This window comes from Allomuricauda sp. d1 (assembly GCF_039592695.1).
Classification (GTDB): Bacteria; Bacteroidota; Bacteroidia; order Flavobacteriales; family Flavobacteriaceae; genus Flagellimonas_A.
Genome location: NZ_JBBUTK010000001.1, coordinates 760,855 through 782,939, shown reverse-complemented (window position 1 = coordinate 782,939; position 22,085 = coordinate 760,855). Strand labels below are relative to the sequence as shown.

Genomic DNA, 22,085 nt, shown 5'->3' with positions numbered 1-22,085 from the left:
TTCGTGCCTTGCAAATCATAGATCGATATATCTTATCGAGGTTTCTGTTCAATTTCTTCAGTTCGTTTGCGATATTGATGTTCATCTTCATATTTCAAACCATCTGGTTGTTTATTGATGATTTGGCCGGAAAGGATTTGGACTTACTGATAATCGGAAAGTTTTTATTCTACTTAACGCCCAATCTTACCGAAAAGGTATTGCCACTGACTGTGCTACTCGCATCAATACTCACTTTCGGCGCTCTTGCAGAAAACTATGAATTTGCGGCCATGAAGGCGTCTGGCATCTCACTACAAAAGGCCATGCGCAGCATCATTGTTTTTGTCAGCATCTTGGGAGTGGTCACCTTCTTCTTTGCCAACAATGTCATACCTGCCTCAGAACAGAAAATATTCAACATGCGCCGCAATATTGCCAAGGTAAAGCCTGCAGCCGTTATCGTAGAAGGTGTTTTCAGTGATATTGAAGGCTCGAACATGAACATGCGGGTGGATAACAAAACTGGAGAAAAAGACAGAATTCTAGAAGGTGTCATCATCCATCAAAAATCAAAGTCAAATGTCAACACCACGGTTATCAAGGCCAATGACGGTGAATTGGTCAGTGATGAACAATCAGATTTGATTCAATTGATTTTGAATGACGGCAATTATTACGAAGAAGTACAGTCAAAATCCAGAGAAGAAAAGCGCAAATATCCTTTCGCAAAAGCTCAATTTGAAACCTATATCAAAAACATTGACATTTCTACCCTGAACAACCAAAACATAGAGGAAGAATCGGATATTACAACCGATAAGATGAAGAATGTCATCCGCTTGAACAAGGATATCGATTCTTTGAAAGACCACAACATCAAACAGGTAAAGGCTTTTTCAAAAAACATTGGCAGCAGGTTGGGTGTCTATAATTTGGCCATAGAAGATTCATTGAAAATTGAGGAATTACCAAAGAATTTGGCAGACAAGGTCAATGATGTAAGAACAAAATCTATGGATACCGTAAACTCTACCGAACAATTGGTCGATGCATTACCTGAGTGGCAGCGTTTGCAAGTCTTGGAAAATGCCAAAAATTCGGTCAGCAACATTTTGACCACGGTCAGCACAAAGAAGTTGGAATTGAACAAGCGGTACGAGGTCTATCACCGTCACATACTCTCATTGCACAAAAAATTTGCATTGGCGTTCTCTTGCATCATTCTGTTCTTTGTGGGAGCCCCTTTAGGAGCAATAATCAGGAAGGGGGGGTTGGGTTTGCCTATGGTAGTGGCCATCATTCTGTTCTTGGCCTATTATTTTATCGGGGTGTTTGCTGAAAATTCAGCAAGAAAAGGGGCCATGAACCCCATATTGGCAGCATGGCTGTCCACTTTGATTATGCTACCTTTGAGCATTTCATTGACACGTCGCGCCACTGCGGACAGGGGCTTGATGGAGTTTGGTAACTTTATGGAACGATTTAGGGCAATTTTCAGAAGAAAAAAGAAAGCTACAACATGAACGAAACTGCAACACAAACAGTAAAATTGAATACCATTCAAGAAGCCATTCAAGACATTCGCGATGGTAAGGTGATCATTGTTGTTGACGATGAAAACCGCGAAAACGAGGGTGATTTTGTAGCTGCAGCTGAATTGGTGACCCCTGAAACCATCAATTTTATGGCCACACATGGCAAAGGCTTGATTTGCACGCCTTTGACCGAAAGCCGTTGTAAAGAGCTGAACTTGCATAAAATGGTGACCCATAATACAGATCCGCTGGGAACGGCCTTTACCGTTTCTGTTGATCTGAGGGGTGGTGGCGTTACGACAGGCATTTCAGCTTCTGACCGTGCCAAAACCGTGTTGGCATTGTTAAATCCTGAAACGAAGGCCCATGAACTGACCCGGCCGGGGCATGTGTTTCCATTGATTGCCAAAGAGGGCGGGGTGTTGCGCCGCACCGGCCATACCGAAGCTGCTATTGACTTTGCACGATTGGCAGGCCTAAAACCGGCTGGGGTGATTGTTGAAATTATGGGCGACCACGGCGAAATGGCGCGCCTGCCCGAACTGATGGAAATCGCCAAAAAATTCAATCTCAAAATTGTTTCAATTGAAGATTTGGTGGCCTATCGGATGGAGCATGATAGTTTGATAGAGCGAAAAGAAGCCTTTGACATACAAACCCGTTTTGGAAAATTCAGGCTGCGCGCCTACAAACAAACCACAAACGACCAAGTGCATATTGCCTTGGTCAAGGGTACATGGAAAAGTGGTGAACCCATACTCACGCGCATCAACTCTACTTTAGTGAACAATGATATATTGGGTACGCTGACCAACAATCCCGATGAAAAGCTATCGGCCATGTTCAAGGCCTTGAATGCAGAAGAAAAAAGTGCCATGATTTTTATCAATCAAGGGTCGCAATCAAAAAATTTGTTGAGCAGGTTGGTTGAATTCAAAAAGTTACAGGCACAGGGTATCAACAAGGCTCCAAAAATTGAAATGGATACCAAAGACTTCGGTATCGGTGCACAAATCTTGCACGATCTGAACATCTCAAAAATCAGGTTGTTGAGCAATTCAGAACAAACCAAACGTGTGGGCATGGTCGGTTATGGGCTTGAGATTGTGGAGTACGTACGTTATTGAAGCTTATGTGTTTATAGTTTAGAAGTTTATTGTAGTAATTTGTAAACCCATAAACTCTTAAACTCTTAAACTACTGAGCACTTCCACCATTCTTTTTGCCCGCTCGTTCACCTCATCTTTAGACCATCCCAATTTAATCAGGCACGAAATATTGCGCCCAACCCAATGGTCGGAAAGAGAAAAATCAGTTTTGGAAAAATCTTGGAGACCATTTTGAACTTCCTCTGGAAGCTTCCCTAACGATTTTTGGTCTATGAGATGTTCCCATTTTCGATAATAGTGCCAATTGTTGTCATACCAGTAAAAACAACCGTCCACTCCCCCATCCGACAATGCCTTGTGGGCCTTTCTGGCATCGTTTTCTGTGGGGAGAAAAAAATTCAAAAACGAATAATTCTCGACTCCGCCTTCGGGCACCTTTCTAAAACTGATTTCAGAAATATTGGATAATGCTTTTCGTAAAATGGAATACTGTTTCTTTTGGATGGAAAGAAACTCATCCAACCGTTCAATCTGGGCACAGCCCACCGCAGCGTTCAGTTCCGAAATCCGGAAGTTATAGCCTAAAAAGGGATGTGCTTCCGCTCCCCTATCGTTTCCTATATGATCATGCCCATGATCGGCATATTTATGAGCGTTTTCATAAAAAGTTTTGTTGTCGGTGATCAAAGCTCCGCCCTCACCACAGGTGATGGTCTTTACATAATCAAACGAAAAACACCCCAAATCGCCAATGCTGCCCAACGGTTTGCCTTTGTAGCTGCCGCCAATGGCTTGGCAAGCATCCTCGAGTAATAACAGTCCGTGTTTTTTACAAATGGCCTGTAAAGCATCTAAATCGGCCATCGAACCGCACATGTGCACAGGCATGACCACTTTGGTCTTATCGGTAATCGCTTTCTCAACGGCTTCGGGATTCAACGTCAGGGTATCGTCCACATCGACCAGAATTGGCACGGTACCCAATGCTAAAATGGACTCAAAACTGGCCACAAAGGTAAAGGTGGGCATAATGACCTCATCGCCCGCCCCAACCCCGGCGCTCGCCAATGCAACGGTCAATGCGGCAGTGCCGCTACTGACCACATGGGCATGTTTTGTTTTGAAACGGTTACAGATTTTGTTTTCCAATTCTTGGGCTTTCCAATGGCCATTGCGCATGCCATCAAAGCCATAGCGCATGAGCACCGAAGACTCGAGCACATCTTCAACTTGTTTTTTTTCAGCTTCGCCAAATAATTCAAATCCCGGCATTGTCAAGTATTTTGCCCAAAAGTAGCATCTTCATTTGGATTATTCATTCGAAGAAAAAATACAGGAATTGACTTTTACAGGATTGAAAAAGGTTAGTATATTTGCATCCGCTTAGGAGGAATGGCAGAGTGGTCGAATGCGGCAGTCTTGAAAACTGTTGAGGGTCACACCTCCGGGGGTTCGAATCCCTCTTCCTCCGCTTAGAGCAAAGCCTAATTTCTGAAAAGAAATTGGGCTTTTGTTTTTTAGGAGTGTCAAGAGCTAGCCTCTTGTAAACGGATAAAAAGCAAAAGCCCGAAAATTACCTAAGTAATTTTCGGGCTTTATTGTCAGATGTGGATGTTGAGGGACGCACGAAGTGAATCCTTCTTCCTCAACAAAGAAAAGCTTCATAAAATTGAAGCCTTTTTGCTTAAATAGCGAACACTTTCAATAAAATCAATACCTTTAAAGTCAATCACTTGCATTCTAATCAAAGCACTTAACATGGATAATGGAGATTTTCTGGTCAATTACTTTTCTCAGTACGTCGATTTGACTGAAGAGGAAGTCGATAGTATTCGTAAAGCAGATATCATTCGAGAGTATACTAAAGGGGATGTTCTATTGCGGCAAGGGCAAATTGCGAAAAACTGCTTTTTGGTACTCAAAGGATGTGTGAAGCGCTACTACATCGATGGTGGTGAGGAGAAAATCATGGAATTTTATACCGAAAATGACTCAATTGCTCCTGTAAGCTATGCGACCAAAGAACCTTCTGAATACTATATCTCCTGCGTAGAGCCTTGTCTAATTTCTACTGGTAACGAAGAAAAAACCCAGCAAGTTTTATTACAGTTTCCTCATTTTGCACCCATTTTTATGAAAATAGGTGAAAGCGTTCAAGCAAAAAAACAGGTTTCTATGGACACCTACAAAAACCTTGAACCCGAAGCGAGGTATCAAAAACTTATGGAAACCAGACCTGACTTATTAAATCGTGTTCCACAATACATGATTGCCAGTTATTTGGGCATTCAGCCAGAATCGTTGAGCAGAATACGAAAAAGAATGGTGTCTGGTAAATAGGCGAAAAATACGAGAGACCCATATCAAAATCTGAAAACATACAACGTTTAGTACATTGCTCATCAAGAATCAACATGATACATAATGGACGAAGCAATATTCGATTTTTTATCTAAATATATCGATCTCACCAAAGAGGAAAAGGCCATCCTCAAAGAACAAAACTTGTTTAAATCATTTGCAAAGGGCACTGTTCTTTTAAAGGAAGGCGAATTGGCCAAAGAATGTTTTTTTATCCTTAAAGGTTGCATGTACAGTTATTATTTGGTGGATGGAGAAGTAAAGGTCACCGAGTTTTTTGTCGAACAGCAACCCATCACCCCTATAAGCTATACCACGAAAAAGCCCTCTGAATATTATTTGGAATGTTTGGAAGATTGTATCATAGCCATAGGCTCTGAAGAAAGAACGGAAGAACTAATGAGAAAAATTCCCCGACTCGCAATTCTTGGTTCCTGTGTATTGGAAGATGAAGTAGTGTCTCAAAAAACAAAGTATGACAATTTCATCAAACTCTCTCCTGAACAACGGTATAAAAGCTTACAAAAAGAATCGCCTGAGCTCTTAAATAGAATTCCACAGTACTTGATTGCCAGTTATTTGGGCATAAAGCCCGAATCTCTGAGCCGTATTCGCAAACGAATGCACGACAACCACAATTCTTTGCCTATCTGACAGGGTGTTCAAAGCCTATCGATTTTCTATGGTTGGCCAACGTCTTATTTCTTAACCCAAGTCAATGAAAAAAGACTTCTGATATTTCAATTTTGCCTTTCAAAACATAAAAGATATGAAAGGTTATAAAATTGAGGCACGACCCCTACTATCCACACTATGGATATTTATTCTCCTGAACATGATTTTTAGAGACCTACACCAATTTGCCAGTGAAGGTTTTATTGAAGAGATCATGTCTTTAAAAATATCGGAGGAATTGTTGCTCGTTTATGGATTCGTGCTTGAGATTCCTATTCTAATGGTGGTGCTTTCTAGAATATTGAATGACAAGGCCAATAAATGGGCCAACACTATTGCCGTTCTAATCACGGGCCTGGGAATGTTAAGTGCCTTAGCTTCCGCAGATATGGATGATATCTTCTTCACGATCATGGAGTTTGCAGCATTCACGGGCATCATAATAATTGCATTTAGATTGCCCACATCAAGTAAAAACTTGAGACTACCATAAGGTTAGGGGCAATCAAATCTGCTCTCATTTTTTTAAGCGGTTCTTTCTTAACCCAAGTCAATGACTCGTGTAGGGCCGAAATCTAGTTTTGTCCTATCAGCACAAGTTATTTTAAATCAACCTATTAGTAATGAAAAATTCAAAAAACTTGATGGCAATGCACTTAATGAAATCAATGTTCCGAACCTTGCTATTCAGTGTGTTTGCAGGGGCAACCTTGGCGAGTTGCGCAACAAATTGGGTTATGAGTCCAAGGGATAGAAGCATCAAAGAATGGGAGTCTCTTGAGAAAAGCAAAAAAGAGAAAAGTTCAGATTCTGCCAAAAGCCAATTTGCTTCCCACAAGAGTGAAGGTTACGACTTTAGAGTACGCGAAAAATCAAAAGAGAAATGACCATGAAGACTTCTCTGTACGTAATGATGGTATTCTTTTCTGCCATCCCCTTTGTGGCAAGTGATATTAAAAAAACTCCATATAGCTCAGAAAGACAAGAAATCGTTGAAGTTGGGTTATCCGGCAAGAAAAAAACCAAACTTGATGAGGTTTTAGAATTTCAGGGGCTGAGAAAAACACTATCAGCAGATTATCGACAATTGGCTGTTTTCTCAAAAAGTATAAATTCCTTCGGAATTAATGAGAAAAGCTTTGAGCAGCTGTTTTGGGAAGGTGCATTGGAATCACTTAAATTTTATCGCTCATCTGAAGGCTTCAATCAACTGTATGTTAATCAGTTAATCGAAACAGAACTGTGGCTAAACCCAAATCTGGGACACCCGTTGAAGCGGCCTGACAAATACAAGACCAGCATATCAAATGCCTTTGGAGCATTGAATCAATTTTCAGGGGAATGGCATGGTAAATGGCAAACCATGAAAGTGCATCATCTATGGCTTCCCGTAAGAGAATCCAATGAGAAAATAGAAGAAGGATTTGCACTTGTTGGCTTTCAATCATGTTTCACTGGAGACGGATTTGGATGGAACTATGTGGTAAAAGAAAACAATAACATACTGGTTTTAGGGTTTGTGTACCATTTTGATGGTGAGGGAAGCATTTCTGCGAAAAATCCACACTATGCCTTTGTGAACCCAAAAAATCAATTGACATGGGTGTCTGATGATCATATTTATTACGAATTTGTTTGTGCAGATTACAATTGCCCACACAAAAAACACTATGTCATTACCGGGGCGAAATATGCAAAACAACCCCATAAACTGAAGCTTGTTTCAGGATTTCAGGCCATTTATCTCGCTGAAGATTTTGAACTGCCCGACTTCAAACATCTATACATAAATGGCTTAAATCGTACAAAAAGCTTTCTAGCAAATAAATTGTTCATGCGTTTAAAAGTATTCTGCCTTGATAAAACCGCTTTCGCCTCAAAAAAAACTCGCAGATAGCGAGGGTTTTTTGTTCACTCTATTTCCAAAATTGCTTTGAACGCCATCATCTTATGCTTATTTTCAGCACGAATAATCAGCAAATGGATTTAAAGAACAATCTACGTACAGAAACCGGGTGGAAAATCATTGAAAAATCGTTCAATCCTGAGCAATTGGTGACAACCGGAAGCAATTTCATGATCGGTAACGGCTACATGGGCTACCGCGGTACCTTTGAAGAATGGACAGCAAAAGAATACACCGCCTGTATTGTTACCGATACCTGGGACAAAGCTGAGGGCAGCAAATGGAGCGAACTGTGCAATGTTCCGAACGGTTTGTTCACACAGCTCTTTATCGACGATGAGCGACTATCAGTGTTCTCAGGGCAAACGGCAGCCTACTACCGAGCCCTTGATATGAAAAACGGATTGAACCAAAGGCAGATGCGTTGGACATCGCCCAAGGGAAAAAAAGTCCATTTAAACGTAGAAAAATTTGCCAGTCTTGACAATCACCACCAACTCGTGTTGAACTATTCGTTTAAGGCCTTGCAAAGCGCAACGTTTACATTGGTCACGGGTATCGATGGTGATGTCTGGAGCATCAATGGCGAGCACTTTGCCAACCACAATACTTTTGAGCAAGATGGCTTGGTGGGCCTTGAGCTTGAAACCGCTGAACTGGCCACTAAAATTTCTGTTGTAGAAGGGGCTTCAATAGTGGGCAAACCGCCCACAGCTGAGACAGTCAATCATGATGGTCGCACGATTCTACGTAAATACCATTTTGAAATGGATGAAGGGGAAGAACTGACCTTACAGAAAGTGGTCGCGGTTGTTCACGATAATGAAGTGCAGCATCCTAAAAAAACAGCAATAGCCACCGTACAAAAAGGTCTCAAAAAAGGCTATGACACGCTCAAACAAGAGCATACCAAAAATTGGGAGGCCTTTTGGAAGAAATCGGATATCGACATTGAAGGAAATCTAGAAGCGCAGATCTTGGTGCGTTTCAACTTATACCAAGCATTCATAGCCACCCCTACCCATGCCAATCTTCCGATTGGCGCACGGGGCCTATCGTGCCAGGTCTATCAGGGGGCCGCTTTTTGGGATCAAGAAACCTTCAACCTTCCCATGTTTACCTATACGCATCCTGAAATAGCCAAACGCTTGGTGGCGTATCGTTATGATACTTTGCCCGGGGCAAAACGAAAGGCCAAAAGATTGGGTTACTACGGTGCTTTCTATGCATGGACGAGCGGAAAAACGGGTGATGAGCTATTTCCCGATTACTTTTTTACCGATGTATTGACAGGAAGGCCCATTCGCAACCATTTCAACTGCTGGCAAATTCATATTTCACAAGATGTGGTCTACGGCATCTGGCTCTACTATAAGGCGACCAGAGACTGGGACTTTATTATTGAGATGGGGGCTGAAGTCCTTTTTGAAGTTGCACAGTTCATTGTCTCGCGCGTGCATTTTAAAAAAGACAAAAACCGCTATGAAATCATTCGGGTCTTAGGCCCAGATGAGTACCACGAAAATGTTGACAATAACGCCTACACCAACTACCTCACAAAATATGCCTTGGAAAAAGCTTGCGAGGTCTTTGAAAAGCTGCGGGATGAAAATGCCCGTGAACTTGAAAGAATTTTAAAAAATGTGGCCATTGACCAAGACAGTGTAAAGGCATGGGAAGAAATTGCTTCTTTGTTGTACCTTCCTGAACCTGATGAAAATACTAAAGTCATTGAACAATTCGATGGGTACTTCGGTCTTGAGGATATCAATCCCAAGCAATTGAGAAAAAGATTGATAGACCCGGGTGAATATTGGGGTTGGCCCAATGGCATTGCAGTGAACACACAGGTGTTGAAGCAGGCCGATGTCATACAATTGATGGCAATGCTTGACGGATTTACCGATAATCAGCTTACGGCCAATTATGATTATTATGAACCGCGTACTGAACACGGCTCATCATTAAGCCCCAGCGTTCATGCACTGGTGGCATGCAAAGCCAAGCATTATGAAGAAGCCTATCGCTATTTTATGGAATCATCGACCATAGATTTGTACAATGCCAGCAAAAAGGTGATGAGTGGCGGGTCGTTTTTGGGAGGAATCCATACTGCTGCTGCAGGCGGAGTTTGGTTGATCGTGGTTGAAGGATTCGCTGGATTCAAAATGTATAAAGATGGAATTCGCTTTAGACCGGCACTGCCCGAAGAATGGCAAAGTCTTTCTTTTAAGTTGCATGTGCTGAGTTGTCAAATTGAGGTTTCCGTAAAGACCGATTGTTTGACCGTGCACAGTCTGGCAGCCAACAAAAAAGAAATAAAAATCTACTTTGAGGATAGAATTGAAATGCTCAAACCCTCTGATTCTATACAGTTTATATAGAATATTCCTCGTTCTACTGTTCGTTTTTATCGATTAAAACCAAAACCTATGAAAAACTCATAGGTGGTTCAGGGTGAAGTTTTATGACCTTTGTATCATAACGTCCTAAATCTTACATTATGATATTTTCAACCCTAAAAAAGATTGGCATCCCTATCATGGCAATATCGATGTGTACTGCTTTGAATGCCCAAAGTTCTGGGATGCTTGAAAAAAAGGAAATCAACCAGCGTGTTGATGATTACCTAGAGCTATTGGCCCAAGGCTATTCAGAGACTGAAATTTTTCAAGACCTTGGCAATGTCAATCTGTTGACAGAAGATTATGAAGAAGCGGCCTTTTGGTATGAAAAATTTCTGCAGGCCAATGTAAATGCAGCCTTGAAAGTAGCCTATAACGAACGGTACCAATACGTGCTTGAGCGATTGGGTAAAAAGGCTCCCGCCAATTCCAAAGACTGGCTCGCTGAAATCAGCAGTGACTACGAAAACTTTCAGGCCCAAGAGCCCTCTAATGATTTGGTCTTGACAAAAAAAACCTATCATCCGATGAAAGGTGAGTCCACCATAACGCACACCCCTTCTTTGAGTGTAACAGCAGACGGACGCGTAGCCTATTTTAGCAGGGTCTCTGAAAAAAAGCCCTTAACCGGTATTTTTTCAAAAAAGGAGGCTGTTCATGAAATTTATCGTGCCGAAAACATCAACGGTGAATGGGGCAACATGAAAAGAGTTGCCGTATGCCCAAAGTACTATTCGGCAAAACACCCGACTGTATCAAGTGACGGCACACGCCTGTTCTTTGCCTCAAACATGCCCGGCACCTACGGTGATTACGATATCTATGTAGCCGATGTCAAGGCAAACGGCAAGTTTGGAAAGCCAAAAAATCTTGGGCCCAAGGTAAATACAAAGAAGAATGACATGCACCCCAGTTTGGTTAATGGCACGTTGTTGTTCTTTGCCTCGGAAGGACACAAAGGATACGGAGGATTGGATTTATACGCCGTACAAGTGGCCGAAAACAGCCTGACCCAATCGGTAAACCTTGGTAGCCCCATCAACAGCTCAAGCGATGATTTTTCAATAGCATTGGTGCCCGAAAAAGGTATGGGCTATGTAATGTCAAACCGTGGTAATGGCAATTCCTTGACCAAAGTGGCCATTTCATACACAAAAAAGACTGATGCTGCATTGGTCGAGAAAAATGAAGAAGGCTTGATGAAGGTGCTCAACGATGAGTCACAGACCGATTTTTCTTCAACAGTGTTTGAGAACGAATAAATACAAACATCCAGTGACCCTTAACATGTCAATTGACATGTAGCCCTAAAAATACGTTCCACTTTAACCCCGAAAAGATGAACCGTTTTAACCTACATAAAAGAATGAGCTTGATGATGTTGACCATCTTGGTAGGGTTGACAGCAATACAGGCACAAGAAACCGAACCCGCTGGATATGACATAAAAAGTCCGTTCCACAATCAATTGTTCTTTAACCGATTTTTGATAAATCCCACCTTTTCATTGGTGCGTGAGAACAAGTCATATTTGAACATCTTGTTGCGCAATCAGTATGCTTCCTATGAAGACAATAACCAAAACTATTATTTAGGATTTAGCAACAAACTTGACAAAAACACCGCATTGGGCCTTGGTGTCTACGGTCACTGGTCTGGTGTCATACAAGAGTTTGGCTTTAATGCCAATTATGCCACAGGTGTGCCTTTGGGAGAAAAAAGCGCGCTGACTTTTGGGGCCAATATCAATTATCACAGTGAGGGATTAGACAAAAGTCGCATTATCGCAAGTGCCAATGACCCACTGTTGGAAACATCCCAAAAACAGAACAAGGTTTCTTTTCAGCCAGGACTTAACCTAACACTCGGTAGATTTGACATTGGGGTTTCCTTTGAAGATTTGGTACAATACAACCAGACCACGTCAGAATTGGTGACCAATTTCAATGCCCAGAATATCAACCCCACCTTACAGTACACCCATACCATGAAAAACACCAATGGGCTTTTTAAGGATGCACGTGTGATGCCCCTGTTGCAATTGGGTGTGAATGAAGAAGGTACTTTCAAGTATTCTGGAGCTTTCTTGATGGATGTGCCCAAATTTGGATGGCTTCAAGCTGCGTATGATGAAGATTACGGACTTTCAAGTGGCATCGGGTTTAACCTGAGCAAAAAACTTTCACTGGGCTACGTCATGGAAAAGAATCTAAATAGTAAAGGCGATAATTTGGGTACCAACCATGAAATTGCGCTGGGCTACACTTTTAACGATGAGCTGCGGGGTATGGGAATCAATGTCAACATTGCCAGTGCAGAAGATGCCAGGGTAGACGAAGTGGTACGAAATTATGAGGAACAAATTGTACACCTCAAGCAGCAATTGAATAAAAAGGCCCAAAGAAGAGCCAAGTTTGATGAAGAGGCACTGGGGCAATATGTCAGCATTGCGGAGGATAAAAAAGAGGACGATATCTCTTTGGCTTATGAAAATCGGTTGATTTTAGATGAGTTGATCTTGCGTCAAGACTCCATTGAAAAAGCACGTACAGAAATGTTCGAGCGTAGGTTTGAGACCATGGTGCGGTTGATTCGCCATGAAATGAAACAAGAACGCCCGCAGTCAAGGCAACAGAACCGCAGCTTGGCGAAATACCAAACGGGTGTCGCAGAAAATAACAATACGTCTGAAAAACAGGTTGAGAAGAAAAGAGAGTTTAACGAAATACCCATAAAAGCACTTAATCGGTCAGATATCGTCGGGGTTGAATCTGGTTTTTACTTGATAGTCAATGTTTTTAGCAATACTAATTATCTAAAAACATTCATGCAGAACTTAGATCAAAAGGGTTTGGATGCCAGACAGTTCTACAACAAGGAAAACGGGTTATATTATGTATATCTGGCCGATTTTAAATCAAAACAAGATGCCGATACGGCCATTGTCTCAAACTTGAACGGTGCATACCAAGAAGACAAATGGATCATGCAGGTTCAGGGCAGCACCTATGCCACGGCTGATATCGACTTTGATATGGAATAGAAGACCTTCTTTTTTGAATTATTCGAAATCTTGCTAACTGCCCCTGCGACCATACTTGTCGCGGGGGTTTTTTATTGAACAGTTGCGATAAATATTAAAATAAACGCCGCTTTAACGATTTTTCTTACAAATTATTTGTGAAATTCAAAGGTTTTTTTAAATTGGTTGCCATATTAACCCCGATAACCCAAATCTTATGAAGTTTTACTACCACTCCTACGGTAAATTCAACCACGTTTTTTACCGAAACATTTCCAAAGAATTCTAAAGTAGGAATCCACAATTTATTGGTACTCCATCACTTTGAGATGTTATTGATCTGAATCCATAGGTTTTCTAAAGGATATTCGGCACAAGAAAGGTATTTAGGCAAGTGCTGTCGTTCACCCCGAAATGACGGCATCAAAATGTCTGATCTACGTTGCTATGCATGCAGAATATCCTTTGGGCAACCATGGAGAAACCCTAATGGAATTGTTCTCCATTTAGAAAAAGAACTGTCTGTATCCAAACCCAAATCCAAAATTACCATGCTAACAAATGCTGTTAAAGTCATGATCATTGACAATGATGTCAATGAGCACCAGAGCTATGTCAACTATTTAGAAAACCAAAACGAATTCATCATCACTAAAATTTGTGATGGTGTGAGTTCGGCACTCCAAGATTTCAAAGAGCACAATCCTGAAATCATTCTCTCTGAGGTCAGTTTAAATGGGATCTCAGGTATCAACGGTATCGAACTTTTCAAGAAAAAAAGCGATTCGGCAAAAATCATATTGGTAAGCCACCGAAGTGATTTCGAGCTAATCAGGAAGGCTTTCAAAATGGGGGCCAACGGATATTTGACCAAGCCCTTGACCAAAGAACGTTTTTTAAATGCTTTGCATTCGGTACAGAGCGATGGCGCTGCCATGAGCCATGACGTGGCCAAAAAAGTAATTTCAATTTTTCAAGAAAAGAAATTCGAATGGTTCTCAAACCGGGAAAATCAAATTGTCGAATATCTGCGACAAGGTGCCACCTACAAAATGATTGCTGAAAAACTGTTTGTGACCCCAAGTACGGTCAACTTTCATATTCAGAATATATACCTAAAATTGAATGTCAATTCAAAAGCTGAAGCGTTGGTAAAACTGGAACAACTGCAGGAGTTTGGCAAAGCTTCTTAGAAACTGAAAAGCTCCACAGAAAACTGGGGCTTTTTTATTGGCCATCAAGTTCTTCAGCTAACGGCTCTTTTTGCCGCATCAAATCAACCAGATTGTCTATGGATGCTGATAATCCGGAAGTCATTTGTTTTTTGGCTCCAATGAGCATCAATAGTTTTTGAAGTGGTGTTTTGGTGCGCCAATATACTTCGACCGTAAGTTCGCAACTCGTTTCAGATATGGGGTCTAGAATATAAAACTGGTATAGCCGCTCTACGGGTGGAGGATTGAACGTTAACTCTCCATAAACCAGTTGGTGTGCAGGTACCTCTTTGATTACTGTGGTGAAATCAAAATGGCGTCCATTGATAACACAAGTATGTTCCGTACCCGTTCTTGTCACCTCATTTGCGTCATATTTGAATTCATCAACGCCTTTTACCCATTTATGGCGATGCCTATAGTTCGTAATCATTTCATAGACTTCATACGCACTTTTCCCAATTTTTACGGCCTTTGTAAAATCTGGGGGTAAATCCGGTTTGTATAAAATGGGAGCGTCAAAATTGTGCAGTTTTAATTGAGTAACATCAATATTTGCAAATAAATAGTCAATGGGCTTTCCATCGTATAAATCTACCCCTTTTTGAAATTGAAAAAGCAAGCTTTCATAGTCACTTGCCAGTTTAATTTCTTGGGCCAAGGCATTGCTGATCAACACATAATTATCACTTTTGATAGAATTTTTCAATAAGCGGTGCGCTTGGATGACAATTTCCCCAAAAGGTTTTCTGTTGCCTTGCACCGTCAAGAATTGCATCTCACCGCAATGCAAAACAATCTTTAATTCTAGGTTAGGGGCGGTGGCACAGGCGTTGCAAGGGCAGATACGATTGGTCTCCATCATGCGCAAATGACTGTAGAACGCTGTGTACATGCTTTCTATCTGTGCCAAAATCTTCTCTTGGGAAGGAATCTGACCCTCTTTATAGAAAAACAGTGCGTCACCCTCTACCTCGGCCAACTTCAGGTCTTGGGTGTTGGCTTTGATCAACACTTCTAAAAGTTCGGCGATAACATGCTGGCTGTGTTCCGCCTCTGTGGTCTGCACGAAGTTGGTAAATCCAGAGATATCAGGAATAAAAAGAAGGGATTTAGCCATATTGCAGAGGTATATCTATATTTAAAGAGTTATTGAAATTTGTAGTAAATAGGTGGATAAACTTACAGAATCGTGTAGTCATCGTATCGGTGTTATCCAGTTTATCAAAAAGACAATGTGAACAAATAAAAAGCCCCGGCATTGCCGGGGCTTTTTATTCAAACTAAACATTCTACTTACTTGACTTCCTCAAAATCAACATCTTCTACATTATCACCCTCTTTGGCATCGCTACCACCGGTTGCATCACCTGAAGCGGTATCAGCGCCATTGGCCTGTGCAGCCTCGGCTTGTGCTTTGTACATCTCTTCAGAAGCTACTTTCCAAGCTTCGTTGATTTTCTCCAGAGCGGGTTCGATGACAACCAAGTCTTTGGTCTCGTAGGCTTTTTTCAGCTCTTCCAAAGCATCTTCAATCGGCTTTTTCTTATCATCTGACAATTTATCACCGAATTCCTTCAGCTGTTTTTCCGTTTGGAAAATCATGGCGTCGGCCTCATTCAACTTATCGGCAGTCTCTTTGGCCTTCTTATCAGCTTCCGCATTGGCCTCAGCCTCAGCTTTCATCTTTTGGATTTCCTCATCGGTCAATCCGGAAGAAGCCTCGATGCGAATGTCCTGCGATTTTCCTGTGGCCTTGTCGGTTGCCGAAACCTTGATGATTCCGTTTGCGTCAATATCAAAGGTCACTTCAATCTGAGGTGTGCCTCGTGGCGCAGGTGGAATACCATCTAAATGGAATCTACCAATCGTTTTGTTATCCGCAGCCATTGGGCGTTCTCCTTGCAGTACATGAATCTCAACCGAAGGTTGATTATCCGCAGCCGTAGAGAATATCTGTGATTTCTTTGTCGGTATTGTTGTATTGGCTTCAATCAACTTCGTGTTCACGCCGCCCATGGTCTCGATACCCAGTGAAAGCGGGGTAACATCCAACAACAAAACATCTTTGACATCACCTGTCAAGACACCGCCTTGAATGGCAGCACCTACGGCAACCACTTCATCAGGGTTCACCCCTTTTGAGGGTTTTTTGCCAAAGAATTTCTCAACGGCTTCCTGTACAGCTGGAATTCGTGTTGACCCACCTACCAAAATGATTTCATCGATATCGCTTTTTGAAAGTCCCGCAGATTTTAATGCGGTCTCACAAGGCTCAATGGTTCTTTTCACCAAATCATCGATCAACTGCTCAAACTTTGCCCTGGTCAAGGTTCGCACCAAGTGCTTGGGTCCAGAAGATGTAGCCGTCACATACGGTAAATTAATCTCAGTCTGTGCTGAGGATGACAATTCAATTTTTGCCTTCTCAGCTGCCTCACGAAGTCTTTGCAACGCCATGGCATCTTCACGAAGGTCCATGCCTTCATCTTTTTTGAACTCTTCGGCCAACCAATCAATGATTTTTTGGTCCACATCATCTCCACCCAAGTGGGTATCACCATCTGTAGCCAAAACTTCAAAGACACCATCGCCCAATTCTAAAATGGAGACATCATGCGTACCCCCACCAAAGTCAAAGACCACGATTTTCTGGTCGGTATCTTTTTTATCAAGTCCGTATGCCAATGAAGCCGCTGTGGGCTCATTGATGATTCGCTCAACGGTCAAACCTGCAATTTCACCAGCTTCCTTAGTGGCCTGGCGCTGTGAATCGTTAAAATAGGCAGGCACTGTGATCACGGCGCGTGTCACATCTTGCCCCAAGTAATCTTCAGCGGTTTTCTTCATTTTCTGAAGAATCATGGCCGATAATTCTTGTGGAGTGTACAAACGGCCATCGATATCAACACGTGGGGTGTCATTATCGCCTTTCACTACTTTATAAGGAACTCGGTCTGCTTCTTTCTTAGATTCAGAAAATTTATTCCCCATAAAACGTTTAATGGAATAAATCGTTTTGTGTGGATTGGTCACTGCCTGGCGTTTTGCAGGGTCACCAACCTTGATTTCCCCATCCTCGACAAAAGCAATGACCGAAGGTGTCGTTCTTTTTCCTTCTGCATTGGGTATTACCACGGGCTCATTACCTTCCATCACAGAAACGCAAGAGTTGGTCGTACCCAAATCTATACCAATAATTTTGCTCATATCTTTTTGTTCTAGTGTTTAAATTTCATTTGTTACGACCAAAAAATGTCAATCACTGTGCCATCCGCAGAAATATGACAAGGTGGCAGTCTGAAAAGTAAGAAGTATGAAGTACGAGGTACAAAATGAGTATTCAAAGCATAAATTGTGATATGAATAGAGTAAAGAAATGTGCTTTTCCGATTTTTTCACTTCGTACTTCTAGCCTTGTACTTCATATTTCGCATTTCTTGTTTTACCTCTTCTTATATTTGAACTGAACAAGCAACAGCGCGCATGGAGTGTATCAGTGTCTTTGACATGCTTAAAATTGGCATAGGCCCCTCGAGTTCACATACGCTGGGACCTTGGAGGGCGGCTGAACGATGGATTTCAGAACTCGTTTCAGAAGGGCATTTTACCCATGTTGTCAAAATTCAAGCACAACTTTTTGGTTCACTTTCACTGACCGGAAAAGGGCATGCCACAGATTTGGCGGTCGTATTGGGGCTTTCAGGTGCTGATCCGGTGACCATTCCTGTTGAAGATATAGATGGTATTGTCGAAACCGTCAAGAAAAATAAGTCACTTTTGTTCAATGGTTTGGTAGAGGTTCCATTTGACATTGACGAGGATATTGTTTTTGAGAAAGAATTTTTGCCCTTTCATGCAAACGGTATCCGTTTTACCGCGGTCTTAAAATCCAACCAGGCCATTAACGAGACCTATTACTCCATTGGTGGCGGATTTGTGGTCAAGGAAGAACGCATCAACGCAAAGAAAAATAAGGAAACCTTTAAGACATTTCCTTTTCCCGTTGAAAACGGAAATCAACTGCTGGCTCATTGCAAGAATGAAAACAAAAGCATCTCTGAGCTTGTTTTTCTTAATGAACAATCATTGAGAGATGTGCGTGAAATCGACGATCAGCTACGGGCCATCTGGAACACCATGCTCGAGTGTATGTACACGGGCTGTCATACCGAAGGTAAATTGCCCGGCGGACTCAATGTAAAGCGGCGTGCTTTTGAAATGCATCAGAAATTAATCGGTAGTGTCCCCTACTCCAATCCCCAAGAATGGCTAGAGAGCATTCGCGAGACCGAAGTGAAATTCAGACAAATCTTAAAATGGGTCAGCTGTTTTGCACTTGCTGTCAACGAGGTAAATGCCTCATTGGGCCGTGTGGTCACAGCGCCGACCAATGGCAGTGCTGGGGTCATCCCCGCTGTTTTGATGTACTATTTGGTCATTGAAAACCATGATGGGGATTTTGATGACATAAAACGCTTTTTGTTGGTGGCAGGCGAAATTGGGAGTATTTTCAAAAAAGGAGCTACCATTTCAGCGGCGATGGGCGGCTGTCAAGCAGAAATTGGGGTGTCTTCGGCCATGGCGGCAGGTGGTTTGACAGAATTGATGGGCGGCACCACGGAACAGGTGTTAATGGCAGCTGAAATTGCCATGGAGCATCATCTGGGCCTTACCTGCGACCCTATTGGCGGATTGGTTCAAGTGCCCTGCATCGAGCGCAACAGCATGGGTGCCATCAAGGCCATCAATGCATCAGAATTGGCTTTGGATACCGACCCGGATGAAGCCAAAGTACCTTTTGACAAAGTGGTTAACACCATGTGGGAGACCGCCAAGGATATGAACAGCAAATACAAAGAAACCTCTGAAGGCGGTCTGGCGGTGGGGGTGAATATGAGTGATTGTTAATCCAAACACCCCGCCCTGCCCCTTGTATCAATCAGGTAGACAATCTTCCAATCACCATCAAAATTGATCATCTGAAATGAATTGATACCGCAATGGCTGAACTCGCCATTGTACCAAAATTCATAGCCTACCCAGGCATTCGCCATGGTTCGATCTGCCTGAATGTTCCATGAAGTGAGTTTTTCTTCAAAAGAAACACTGTCAGGGATGCTTACGATAGATTCGTACAGTTTTTCAATTTTTTGGGTGTTGAACATGGTTTTACCTTCCTTGTTGCGGCCTGTGGTTTGCAATAGAACATTATCGGCCACAAAACTTTTCATGGCGGTGGAATCTTGTTTATGAAAAGCCTCAAAAAAGCCTTCGATCACTTTTTTGACCGCTGCTTGATCAGTTTCCAATTGATTGGCCTCTTGTGCCGAAATTCCCAAAATGAAAAAAACAAACAGTGCTGCCGTGAGAATATGATGCTTCATAGTACTGATTTTATTTGCTCAAGATACGTCAAAGTTTTGTAGCTCCTTTCCCTGACCAGGGAAAGGTGTCCTAGCCTAGAGGCTAGGACGGAAAGGGTTGTTTTACCGCTCCCCTCTTAAGTTTAAAAGGGGTCTCCCGCACCAGCGGGAGGGGGAGTTCCGATTGTATGGCTGTTCGTGATTTATTTCAAAACCCTCCGTCCGCCAAAGGCGGACACCTCCCTTGATCTCAGGGAAGGAGCCTTTACATAAATACTAAATAGCTTTCCCAAAAATCTGCTTACTTTAGCGAGAAAACCTTACCAAATGTCCACAGCCAAAAAAGAATATAAACGTGTCACGGTCAAATCGTTGATCGAGATGAAGCAAAACGGTGAGAAAATTTCCATGCTCACCGCTTATGATTATTCCATGGCCAAAATCGTGGATGCCGCCAATGTTGATGTCATTTTGGTCGGTGACTCGGCGAGCAATGTCATGGCAGGTCATGAGACCACGTTGCCCATCACGCTCGACCAAATGATCTATCATGCCACCTCTGTCATACGGGCTGTGAACAGGGCACTCGTCGTGGTCGACATCCCCTTCGGAAGCTACCAAAGTGACCCCAAGGAAGCACTGCGTTCGGCCATTCGCATCATGAAAGAAAGCGGTGCCCATGCCATTAAAATCGAGGGCGGTATAGAAATCAAAGAATCGGCCAAACGAATTCTTCAAGCTGGCATTCCCGTTATGGGGCATTTGGGATTGACCCCCCAGAGCATCTATAAATTCGGCACCTACACCGTACGGGCAAAAGAAGAGACCGAGGCAGAAAAATTAAAGGAGGACGCCAAGCTGCTCGAAAAATTGGGTTGTTTTGGGATTGTTTTGGAAAAAATTCCCGCCAAACTGGCCCAAGAAGTGGCTGAAAGTGTCTCCATCCCAGTTATTGGTATCGGAGCTGGTAATGGTGTGGATGGCCAAGTACTCGTCGTGCATGATTTGCTGGGCATGACCCATGAGTTCAATCCACGATTTCTACGACGCTACATGAATCTTTACGAAGAAATGGGCAACGCCATTTCGCAATATGTGACCGATGTGAAAACCAAAGATTTTCCGAACGAGGAAGAGCAATATTGATTTTTGCCAAACTTTATCCCCATGCGTTATTTGCCCGTCATAGCATATCTTCTTTTGCCTTTCATCTTAATAGGCAATGTTGGAAAGCACAAACCGCAGGTCAAAAAGATTAACCAAAGAACCATCAATGTGCTTTTTGTGGGCAATAGTCTTACCTACAGTAATGATTTGCCCGCATTGGTAAAAGAAGAGGCTTCCAAAATTGATTTTGAAGTGAAAACCAAAACGGTGGCGCATCCTAACTATGCGCTCATGGACCACTGGAATGACGGAAAAGTGCAAAAAATGATAAAAAATGGTAATTATGATTTTGTGATTGTACAGCAAGGGCCTTCCTCCCAAGAATTTGGAAAGCAAGTGCTCTTTGAATACGGAGAAAAATTTAAAAAGCTCTGTGGCAAAAACGGTGCGAAATTAGTGTATTTCATGGTTTGGCCATCTAGAACGTACTACAGAACATTTGATGCGGTCATAAAAAACCACAATGATGCAGCGAAAGCCAATGATGCGCTCGTATGCCCAGTCGGTGAAGTCTGGAAGCAACATTTTGATACCACAAATGATTTCTCTTACTATGGCGATGACGGCTTTCATCCATCGTTGGAGGGCAGTAAAGTAGCTGCCCGAGTTATCTGTGAAACCCTTTTTTAAAATTCCAGAATATCAAGACAACCGGCTTTGACAATTTAAAGGTACTCTTTGAAGACAACCATTTGATTGTGGTCAACAAAAAACCTGGTGACATCGTACAAGGCGATAAAACTGGTGACAAACCCCTCAGTGAGATTGTCAAAGAGTATCTAAAAAACAAATACAATAAGCCCGGTAATGTGTATTTGGGAGTCACCCATCGCTTGGACCGACCTACTTCAGGAGTCGTAGTTTTTGCCAAAACATCAAAAGCATTGCCAAGATTGAACAAGCTCTTTTCTGAAGGAAAAACCGAAAAAAAGTACTGGGCGGTTGTAAAGAACATGCCCCCCAAAGAGCAGGACACCTTGACGCATTGGCTGGTAAGAAATCCAAAACAAAACAAATCGTATGCCCACGTGAATGAAGTGCCGCATTCAAAAAAAGCGGTCATGGCCTATCGGTTGCTCAAGAAACTGGATTATTATTATGTATTGGAAATTGACTTAAAAACTGGCCGTCACCACCAAATTCGGGCCCAATTGACTGCTATTGGTTGTACCATCAAAGGTGACCTGAAATATGGCGCTAAAAGGAGCAATGAGGATGGAAGCATCCACCTGCATGCGCGAAGCCTTAGTTTTGAACATCCTGTAAAAAAAGAAAACGTAGCGTTTGTGGCCGACCCACCCGACGACCCGGTATGGAATGCTTGTTTGTAAATTTTCTTACTT

Annotated in this window: 19 protein-coding genes and 1 tRNA gene; 16 read left to right on the top strand and 4 right to left on the bottom strand. The window is 42.4% G+C overall.

The features are described from left to right. Positions 1 to 29: 29 nt before the first annotated feature. Together AAAH86_RS03710 and ribB are read left to right on the top strand one after the other, a co-directional pair. A complete protein-coding gene (locus tag AAAH86_RS03710) occupies positions 30 to 1,505 on the top strand; it encodes an LptF/LptG family permease (RefSeq protein ID WP_343486822.1) in 1,476 nt (491 codons plus the stop codon). Further along, positions 1,502 to 2,644 carry a 3,4-dihydroxy-2-butanone-4-phosphate synthase gene (gene ribB, locus AAAH86_RS03705; RefSeq protein WP_343486154.1) on the top strand — a complete coding sequence of 381 codons (1,143 nt, stop codon included), beginning with the start codon at positions 1,502 to 1,504 and terminating at the stop codon, positions 2,642 to 2,644. The genes AAAH86_RS03710 and ribB overlap by 4 nt, the downstream gene beginning before the upstream one ends. 57 nt (positions 2,645 to 2,701) lie before the next feature. On the opposite strand, the gene AAAH86_RS03700 is transcribed toward ribB, so the two are convergent. Then, positions 2,702 to 3,898, bottom strand: a complete 1,197-nt coding sequence (locus AAAH86_RS03700; protein WP_343486153.1) for a DegT/DnrJ/EryC1/StrS family aminotransferase — start codon at positions 3,896 to 3,898, stop codon at positions 2,702 to 2,704. 114 nt (positions 3,899 to 4,012) lie between these two features. Here AAAH86_RS03700 and AAAH86_RS03695 point away from each other — a divergent pair. From AAAH86_RS03695 to AAAH86_RS03650, 10 genes are all read left to right on the top strand, one after another. After that, positions 4,013 to 4,097: transfer RNA gene (locus tag AAAH86_RS03695), tRNA-Ser, on the top strand. Between the two features lie 287 nt (positions 4,098 to 4,384). Continuing rightward, positions 4,385 to 4,966: a Crp/Fnr family transcriptional regulator gene (locus AAAH86_RS03690; protein ID WP_343486152.1), complete on the top strand. Its 582-nt coding sequence runs from the start codon at positions 4,385 to 4,387 to the stop codon at positions 4,964 to 4,966. 84 nt (positions 4,967 to 5,050) lie between these two features. Continuing rightward, the gene (locus AAAH86_RS03685; RefSeq protein WP_343486151.1) at positions 5,051 to 5,641 is read left to right on the top strand and encodes a Crp/Fnr family transcriptional regulator; all 591 of its coding nucleotides are present in this window, start codon (positions 5,051 to 5,053) and stop codon (positions 5,639 to 5,641) included. 115 nt (positions 5,642 to 5,756) lie between these two features. Next, on the top strand, positions 5,757 to 6,155 hold the full coding sequence (locus tag AAAH86_RS03680) for a DUF6326 family protein (protein ID WP_343486150.1): 399 nt from the start codon (positions 5,757 to 5,759) through the stop codon (positions 6,153 to 6,155). A 130-nt stretch (positions 6,156 to 6,285) separates the two neighbouring features. Next, entirely contained in the window at positions 6,286 to 6,549 is a 264-nt protein-coding gene (locus tag AAAH86_RS03675; protein ID WP_343486149.1) for a hypothetical protein, read from the top strand. Positions 6,550 to 6,551: 2 nt separating this feature from the next. Beyond that, positions 6,552 to 7,559: a hypothetical protein gene (locus AAAH86_RS03670; protein ID WP_343486148.1), complete on the top strand. Its 1,008-nt coding sequence runs from the start codon at positions 6,552 to 6,554 to the stop codon at positions 7,557 to 7,559. Between the two features lie 83 nt (positions 7,560 to 7,642). Next, positions 7,643 to 9,952 carry a glycosyl hydrolase family 65 protein gene (locus tag AAAH86_RS03665; protein WP_343486147.1) on the top strand — a complete coding sequence of 770 codons (2,310 nt, stop codon included), beginning with the start codon at positions 7,643 to 7,645 and terminating at the stop codon, positions 9,950 to 9,952. 119 nt (positions 9,953 to 10,071) lie between these two features. Then, positions 10,072 to 11,235 (top strand): cell envelope biogenesis protein OmpA, encoded by a 1,164-nt coding sequence (locus tag AAAH86_RS03660; protein ID WP_343486146.1) that lies wholly within the window; start codon positions 10,072 to 10,074, stop codon positions 11,233 to 11,235. 77 nt (positions 11,236 to 11,312) lie between these two features. Beyond that, complete coding sequence (locus AAAH86_RS03655) at positions 11,313 to 13,016, top strand: PorP/SprF family type IX secretion system membrane protein (protein ID WP_343486145.1); 1,704 nt, start codon at positions 11,313 to 11,315, stop codon at positions 13,014 to 13,016. Between the two features lie 530 nt (positions 13,017 to 13,546). Then, on the top strand, positions 13,547 to 14,188 hold the full coding sequence (locus AAAH86_RS03650; RefSeq protein WP_343486144.1) for a response regulator transcription factor: 642 nt from the start codon (positions 13,547 to 13,549) through the stop codon (positions 14,186 to 14,188). 34 nt (positions 14,189 to 14,222) lie between these two features. On the opposite strand, the gene AAAH86_RS03645 is transcribed toward AAAH86_RS03650, so the two are convergent. Both AAAH86_RS03645 and dnaK read right to left on the bottom strand, forming a co-directional pair. Further along, positions 14,223 to 15,329 (bottom strand): DUF2652 domain-containing protein, encoded by a 1,107-nt coding sequence (locus AAAH86_RS03645; RefSeq protein WP_343486143.1) that lies wholly within the window; start codon positions 15,327 to 15,329, stop codon positions 14,223 to 14,225. 176 nt (positions 15,330 to 15,505) lie between these two features. Further along, positions 15,506 to 17,419 (bottom strand): molecular chaperone DnaK, encoded by a 1,914-nt coding sequence (dnaK, locus tag AAAH86_RS03640; RefSeq protein ID WP_343486142.1) that lies wholly within the window; start codon positions 17,417 to 17,419, stop codon positions 15,506 to 15,508. 276 nt (positions 17,420 to 17,695) lie between these two features. Here dnaK and AAAH86_RS03635 point away from each other — a divergent pair, with 276 nt between their 5' ends. Then, complete coding sequence (locus AAAH86_RS03635; protein WP_343486141.1) at positions 17,696 to 19,120, top strand: L-serine ammonia-lyase; 1,425 nt, start codon at positions 17,696 to 17,698, stop codon at positions 19,118 to 19,120. Here the strand turns inward: AAAH86_RS03635 and AAAH86_RS03630 are convergent. Beyond that, a complete protein-coding gene (locus AAAH86_RS03630; protein ID WP_343486139.1) occupies positions 19,117 to 19,596 on the bottom strand; it encodes a nuclear transport factor 2 family protein in 480 nt (159 codons plus the stop codon). The genes AAAH86_RS03635 and AAAH86_RS03630 overlap by 4 nt on opposite strands. A gap of 306 nt (positions 19,597 to 19,902) precedes the next feature. Here AAAH86_RS03630 and panB point away from each other — a divergent pair, with 306 nt between their 5' ends. The 3 genes from panB to AAAH86_RS03615 all read left to right on the top strand — a co-directional run bounded on the left by panB (position 19,903) and on the right by AAAH86_RS03615 (position 22,073). Then, entirely contained in the window at positions 19,903 to 20,721 is an 819-nt protein-coding gene (panB, locus tag AAAH86_RS03625; protein WP_343486138.1) for a 3-methyl-2-oxobutanoate hydroxymethyltransferase, read from the top strand. A gap of 21 nt (positions 20,722 to 20,742) precedes the next feature. After that, positions 20,743 to 21,372 (top strand): SGNH/GDSL hydrolase family protein, encoded by a 630-nt coding sequence (locus AAAH86_RS03620; RefSeq protein ID WP_343486137.1) that lies wholly within the window; start codon positions 20,743 to 20,745, stop codon positions 21,370 to 21,372. A 68-nt stretch (positions 21,373 to 21,440) separates the two neighbouring features. Continuing rightward, positions 21,441 to 22,073 (top strand): RNA pseudouridine synthase, encoded by a 633-nt coding sequence (locus AAAH86_RS03615; RefSeq protein WP_343486136.1) that lies wholly within the window; start codon positions 21,441 to 21,443, stop codon positions 22,071 to 22,073. The last annotated feature ends 12 nt before the right edge of the window (positions 22,074 to 22,085 follow it).